At 37.1% G+C, this 6183-nt stretch carries 5 protein-coding genes; 2 read left to right on the top strand and 3 right to left on the bottom strand.

Translation table 11 applies throughout. The annotated features are described in order from the left end of the window. Positions 1 to 178: 178 nt before the first annotated feature. Positions 179 to 721, top strand: coding sequence for a class I SAM-dependent methyltransferase (locus tag AAEY57_RS18405; protein ID WP_350608482.1), 543 nt, complete (start codon positions 179 to 181; stop codon positions 719 to 721). 17 nt (positions 722 to 738) lie between these two features. On the opposite strand, the gene AAEY57_RS18410 is transcribed toward AAEY57_RS18405, so the two are convergent. Genes AAEY57_RS18410 through AAEY57_RS18420 form a run of 3 tightly spaced genes read right to left on the bottom strand, consistent with a single transcriptional unit; the run spans position 739 to position 4384 of the window. Beyond that, positions 739 to 2460, bottom strand: a complete 1722-nt coding sequence (locus AAEY57_RS18410; protein WP_235575599.1) for a GGDEF domain-containing response regulator — start codon at positions 2458 to 2460, stop codon at positions 739 to 741. A gap of 23 nt (positions 2461 to 2483) precedes the next feature. Beyond that, a complete protein-coding gene (locus AAEY57_RS18415) occupies positions 2484 to 2906 on the bottom strand; it encodes a response regulator (protein WP_010392817.1) in 423 nt (140 codons plus the stop codon). Then, positions 2903 to 4384, bottom strand: a complete 1482-nt coding sequence (locus AAEY57_RS18420) for a PAS domain-containing sensor histidine kinase (RefSeq protein ID WP_350608483.1) — start codon at positions 4382 to 4384, stop codon at positions 2903 to 2905. Before AAEY57_RS18420 ends, AAEY57_RS18415 begins: the two co-directional genes overlap by 4 nt. Positions 4385 to 4694: 310 nt before the next feature. On the opposite strand from AAEY57_RS18420, the gene AAEY57_RS18425 reads away from it, so the two are divergent. After that, on the top strand, positions 4695 to 5252 hold the full coding sequence (locus AAEY57_RS18425) for a DUF8453 domain-containing protein (RefSeq protein WP_350608484.1): 558 nt from the start codon (positions 4695 to 4697) through the stop codon (positions 5250 to 5252). Positions 5253 to 6183 lie beyond the last annotated feature (931 nt).

The raw sequence follows: 6183 nt of genomic DNA on the forward strand, positions 1-6183 counted from the left end.
TCCACTTCGAAGGTAGGTTAGATGGTGTGCTAGATATTTAGCAACTTAGGCTGACACAGAATTCTGAACGCCCTCAATTTATACTAACGGTGCTCTTTGTAATGGTTTTACTATATAGAAACAAATAATCGATAAGGTGAGATTATGATGATTCAACCGTTATCAGGTGTTAGTTAGTATGGACTTTATTGCTATCGGACTTTTCTTTTTAGTTCTTCTAATCGCTTTATCTATTGTTTGGAGCACGCTAAAAACGGGAATTTCACCGATGATGAGCTCAAGCAAAGCGCGCCAAACTATGCTTAATGCAATAAGCATGGATGAAAAAGGCGCATTAATTGATTTGGGTTCAGGTTGGGGGACACTCGTTATAGCGGTTGCCAAAAATCAGCCTAATAAACAGGTTATTGGCTATGAGTTATCGTGGTTTCCTTGGATGGTTTCAGTGCTTTTTAAATATAGTTTGGGTTTAGGTAATCTTACCCTCTATCGTAAAGACTTCAAAAATGCCGATCTTAGTTCTGCGTCTACTTTGGTATGTTACTTGTTTCCTGGTGGTATGGTAGCGCTTGAAGATAAGTTAAAGCATGACAAAATTAAAAATAAAATCACTATTGTGAGTAACACTTTCGCTTTACCTTCATTTAAACCAACTAACGTTATCAAGCTTAAAGATTTTTACCAAACGCCAATTTATGTATATCATTGGCAATCCAAATAGAGGGATATTATTTATGGTCAGTGTTTAGTTGATGTCATATTTTTTATCCATAAGTTCATGTTATCTGCAGACATTGGTTTGGCAATATAATAGCCTTGCCCATGATAGCAACCCATATCTATAAGTACTTTTTCTAGCTCTTGCGACTCGATCCCCTCTGCTATTAGGTTAAACCCAAATGCTTTACTTAGCGCCACGATACACGTAACTATGGACTTGTCTTCATGGTCTGATAGGAGCTTTTTAACAAAGCTTTGATCTATTTTTAATGTATCTAAAGGTAATTTTTTTAAGTAACTCAAAGAGGCGTAACCTGTACCAAAGTCGTCTAACGCAATACTTACACCTAAATTTCTACAGCCATTGAGAACGTCGACTGCTTGGTCAACGTTTCCAATTGTAGTGCTCTCTAAAATTTCTAATTCGAGGGTTTTTGGTTTTATATTATTAGTGCTGATGAGTAACTCTCTGAGGTTTTCAACAAAGCCCTCACTAAGTAAATGAGCTGGAGAGATGTTTACACTCATAGAAAGATGATTTCTTGTCCAAATTTTATGTTGTTTTAAGGCCTCAGCAAGTACCCATTCACCAATTAATATACCAATGTGTGGGTGCTCTAATGCCTCTGAAAAGTGACCAGGGTAAAGTAAACCCAAAGTAGGGTGATTCCAGCGTATTAAGGCTTCAACGCCAATTAACTGGTGATCCATTAAATTTACCTTTGGTTGATAATGTAAAATAAACTCTTTACGAGCAATGCCTTTTTCAGCAGCCAATAACAAATCATGTCTTGCATGCCTTAGGCTTTCTTCCTCTGGATCAAAAAACAGAATCCGGTTTGTTCCTGATCTTTTTGCTTGGTACATAGTTTGATCGGCTCTTCGTAAAATGTCATCACAAGTTAAGCCATCATCACTGGGAAGTGCAACGCCGATGCTGACTGAAATTTGAACGGAGCACGAAAACTCTGCTAATTTTATAGGGTCGTTTACCTCAATCAGCACGTCTTGTAACAGAATCTCATATTCTTGTATTGTGTGCGCAGCCCCTCTTAATAAAAGGATAAACTCATCTCCACCAATACGCGCTAGTGTATCTTCCTTGCGTAATGTGTTTTGTAGCCTTTGGGCAATGGTTTTCAACACGAAATCACCGGTTTCATGACCATATTTGTCATTAATGGGTTTAAAGTTATCTAAATCTAAATAGGCAACGGCGAGCTTTTGCTGAGATGTAATGGCCTGTTGAAGTTGATCAATTAAAATTGGGCGGCTTGCTAAGCCTGTTAGGCTATCGTAATGTGCCATGTTATGAAGTTTTTTTTCTAAGCTTGCGCGTTGAATGGAACTAGATATAGAGTGTATCAACTGATCGCTTTTTAATTGGTTTTTAAGTAAATAATCGCTTGCCCCTAGGCGCATAGCTTCTGCTGCTATTTTTTCATCCCCTAAGCCCGTGATCATAATCACAGCACAGTGGTTATTTACAGACTTTCTAATATTATCCAGCAGAGTAAGCCCCGATCCGATACCTAATCGGTAATCAACTATGACGCAATCAAATTCCCTATGCTCAAGGTAAGACATAGAGCTTTCAATAGAAGATGCTTCTGAAATTTTAGCCTGTATATTAGAGCGTGATATCATACGGCGTATTTGTTCTCTATCAACCGCATCGTCATCAACAATGAGTAGTTTAATACTGTCGCAGGTTTCAAAATTATCTATTGAAGTTATCATATCCATATCTCTTGCAAAATGGCTTATTCAAGCTCAACGGCATGTATATAAGCATCCATAAGTGTCGCTAATTTGGCAAACTGCGGGCCAATTGCATGTTTAACCATGTAACCTGCTACGTTATTATGGTACGCGCGAGTACGATCGTTATCCTCATTGGAGGTCGTGAGTATAAATACAACGGTATCGTTTAATTTTTCATCTTTACGAATATGCTCTAAAAATTCAAAGCCATTCATCACTGGCATATTCAGGTCTAGCAATACTAAGTAGGGCTCTGATATTTCTTTTTGTTGCGCTTTTTCTCGTAACGCATCTAGTGCCAGCTTTCCGTTTTGTTTCCAAATTATTTTAATTTTAGGATCCACTTTTTTTAGGCTTCTTGTAACGGCTTCCGCGGCAACATCGTCGTCCTCAACAAGCAGTATAGATAGATTTTTGATCATAAATTTTCTTTCCTTGCAAAGCGAGGCCACCACACATGAAATGTAGATCCTTTTTGCAGTTCATTTGAGCTTACTGAAATGCGCCCACCATGAGCTTGTGCCAAACGCCGACTAATAGACAGCCCAATACCTGAACCCGATTTATCATCAGAGGTTGTTTGAAACAAACTAAAAATACGCTCGTAAGCCTCTGGTGGTATACCGGGGCCATCATCAGTCACAGTGATATGGCAAAGCGTATTTTCTGCTACACAACGAATCTCTATAGTTCCCTCTTTACTGTCGTGGTGTTTAATAGCGTTACTTAATAAATTGCGGACCACGGTTTCAAGTGGCGTCCATGCAGTGACGATAGTATCTAATTGAATGTCTTTACGAAGCTTCATTCCAGCCGGTAAATCCAATAGTTCGGTAACGTTAGAAATTAACTTATGCATATCGATTACTTGAGTATCTAGAGTGGCTTTGCCTGCTCTTGCATAGGCCAATAAATTATCTATTAACGTCTCCATTTTATGAATACGATCATCAATACGTGTTAAGTTATATTCTACTTCAGGCGTGGTAGTGCCCAAATCTTCTTTTATCCATTCAATTAAGTTTGAAATACCCCGCAATGGAGAGCGTAAATCATGAGAAGCTACATAGGTAAACTCCTTCAAACTTGTGTTATTTTCTTTTAACTCGGTTTCCATTCGTTTTCGTTCTGTTATATCTAACAACGACACAAATACCATGTCTTCGTCATTGGTGTTTATAAAAGGACTCAGGCCCACTTCAACTGAGAATTCTTTTCCGTCTTTGTGTAAGGCGGTTAAATCTCTGCCTACTCCCATACTTCTGACACTGGGTTCACGATGAAATGAATGGCGAAGTGCTGAATGGTGCCCTTGATAGCGATGCGGTAATAGCATTTCCATTTTTTTATCGAGTAATTCTATTTCACTGTAGCCAAAAGATTTACATAACGATTGATTAACCGCTTGAATAATGCCCGCTTGGTCTACTATTAACACACCATGAGGTGCAGCTTGAATAGAGCGTTGAAACATATTGTTAGCGCGCAGCCTTTGCGATATATCAACCAGTGTGGCTAAAACTAACTCTTGTTGTCCTTGTATCGGGTTTAAACCTATTTCGATTGGGATTTGCTTACCATTTTTTTGACTCGCAAATAACTCACGGCCTTCACCCATTAATCGTTTTCGAGGGTTAGCAAAAAACTGACTCATCAAGTGGATATGGTTCGCTTTAAATTGCGCTGGAAGTAAACTATCTATATTCTTCCCTATTAGTTCTGAGTCCTCATAGCCCAGTATTTCAGATAGTTGACTATTGGCAAAAAGGATCTGAGCATCGGTATTGACTACCATTGCCCCCATGGGTAAACAACTAACTAGTTGAGCTAAAAAGGCTTCGTCCATATTTACATTTGAACTAGGTGAATTAGATTTTTTATTTACTTTTTTAAGGTCCATCAAGCATCCCGCAAGTAAATGTAGTTCCTATAATATAGTAATAGTCGAACAAGTATTGAACAGCAAATTTAGAGGAAGATCATGTTATTTAAATGCTTATTTTAATAGTTTCTTCTTATATTTTAGCGAGCCATTATGGTTGAAAAAGGTGCATTGATTTATTTAGGTTTGGGGAATGTTGGTTGTAATGCTTATTAAGTATAGTTTGGTTTAAGGTATCCTTACGAACGTCTGCTTATATATACCACTACAATTTTGTATTTAGAGTTGCCTTGTTAATATTTCTTCTCTATAAACATGAGGGAATTTTATGCGAAAACTAGATTTAATGACAATAGTAGCTGTTGTGCTATGTGTCTGTACAGGTGTTATCTTAGGCCAGAGCTTTTCATTTGAAGTGAAGTTGAGTGATTTAATAGCACTAACCGCTACATTGATAACTTTTTTGTTTGCCAAAAATGGACTTAGACATAATGAAAAGCAGTATATGAATTCTATTAGACCAATATTACACAAGTATGAAGAATTCGATAATGACATTTTTCAGTATGAATTATTAGTGCAAAACCTTGGAACGGGCACTGCTTTAAATGTCGACTTTATAATTGACTCTAATGGAGCAAAGAGGACGATACCCGAATACATTAATTTTATATCTCCTAACATTGAAATAATCCATAGCTACATTAGCGAGCCAGCAGGCTTATCACGAGATGCTAATTACGTAATACTGAGATTAAAAGTACCTAATATTAATGAGTTAGAAAAACTAAAAGGGCGAATAGGAATTGCTAAGCTTATTTTGACATTTGATGATATTCAAGAGCAACGAGAGACTAATAGTTTTGATTTGGGGTTTAGTTTTTAAACTTTAATAAAACTTACAGGCCGCTTCATGCAGGTTTTTTATGCCTGCAAGAAAGGTCCAATATGAAACTTTTACTTAAACGCTTTCCTACACCAAAAGGTATTTTTGGCACTTTCGCTGAGTTGTACGTATAAAGGTACGTTATTTTTTTATACCGATGAGTGTGAGTGGAAAAGTAATGAAGGGTATGTATCCTGTGTTCCTATCGGGGTTTATGACTTCTTGCCGCATGAAAGCCCACGACATGCTGATTGCTACTTACTTGAGAAAAAAGCAATGCATTACCCGCTGCTGACCATTGTTTATAAAAGCGCTAGAAAAAGTAACCGAAGCACTCCTTAAAATTACTGTAAGTATTAATAATTTTCATACCTAAAACTTGAACTAAAAGTAATTATAAAAGTTAATAATACAAATGGTATTTATGAGAAAACTTTGGGTTCTGTGTAATTGCAGAATATTAAAGGGAATAAATGGTCGGTATGGAGAGATTCGAACTCTCGACCCCTGCCACCCCATAAAAATTACCTGTGTTCTTTAGTGTACAAAAATGGCTTAACGTGTCCTATCGTGAAGTATTCAAAGTTATTGTAACTCATTGCCATTGAAAGGATTGTGCTTTTAAATTATACCTAGTGAATGAACGTGAAGTTTAGTGAACTAAAATCAGTTCGTGCGATAAATGTGCGAAAAAAATTTAGGGTTAACTCTAGGTGTGCGAAAAATGGCGTCAATTAAAGTAAAATTAACTGAATCTATACTCAAAAATATCCCTTTGGAAATTACCAAAATTAATGACACTGAGATCTCCGGTTTCTATCTAAATATTGGAAGACCAAATAAGGAGGGTAAACGGTAAGCGTCCGAGCAACGACACCTAGCAGAGTGGATTTAATTAATTGAAAATACCGTCAGTTTCTACTGGAGGTAT

The organism is Pseudoalteromonas sp. MER144-MNA-CIBAN-0113 (assembly GCF_040308965.1).
In the GTDB taxonomy this organism is placed as follows: domain Bacteria; phylum Pseudomonadota; class Gammaproteobacteria; order Enterobacterales; family Alteromonadaceae; genus Pseudoalteromonas; species Pseudoalteromonas tetraodonis.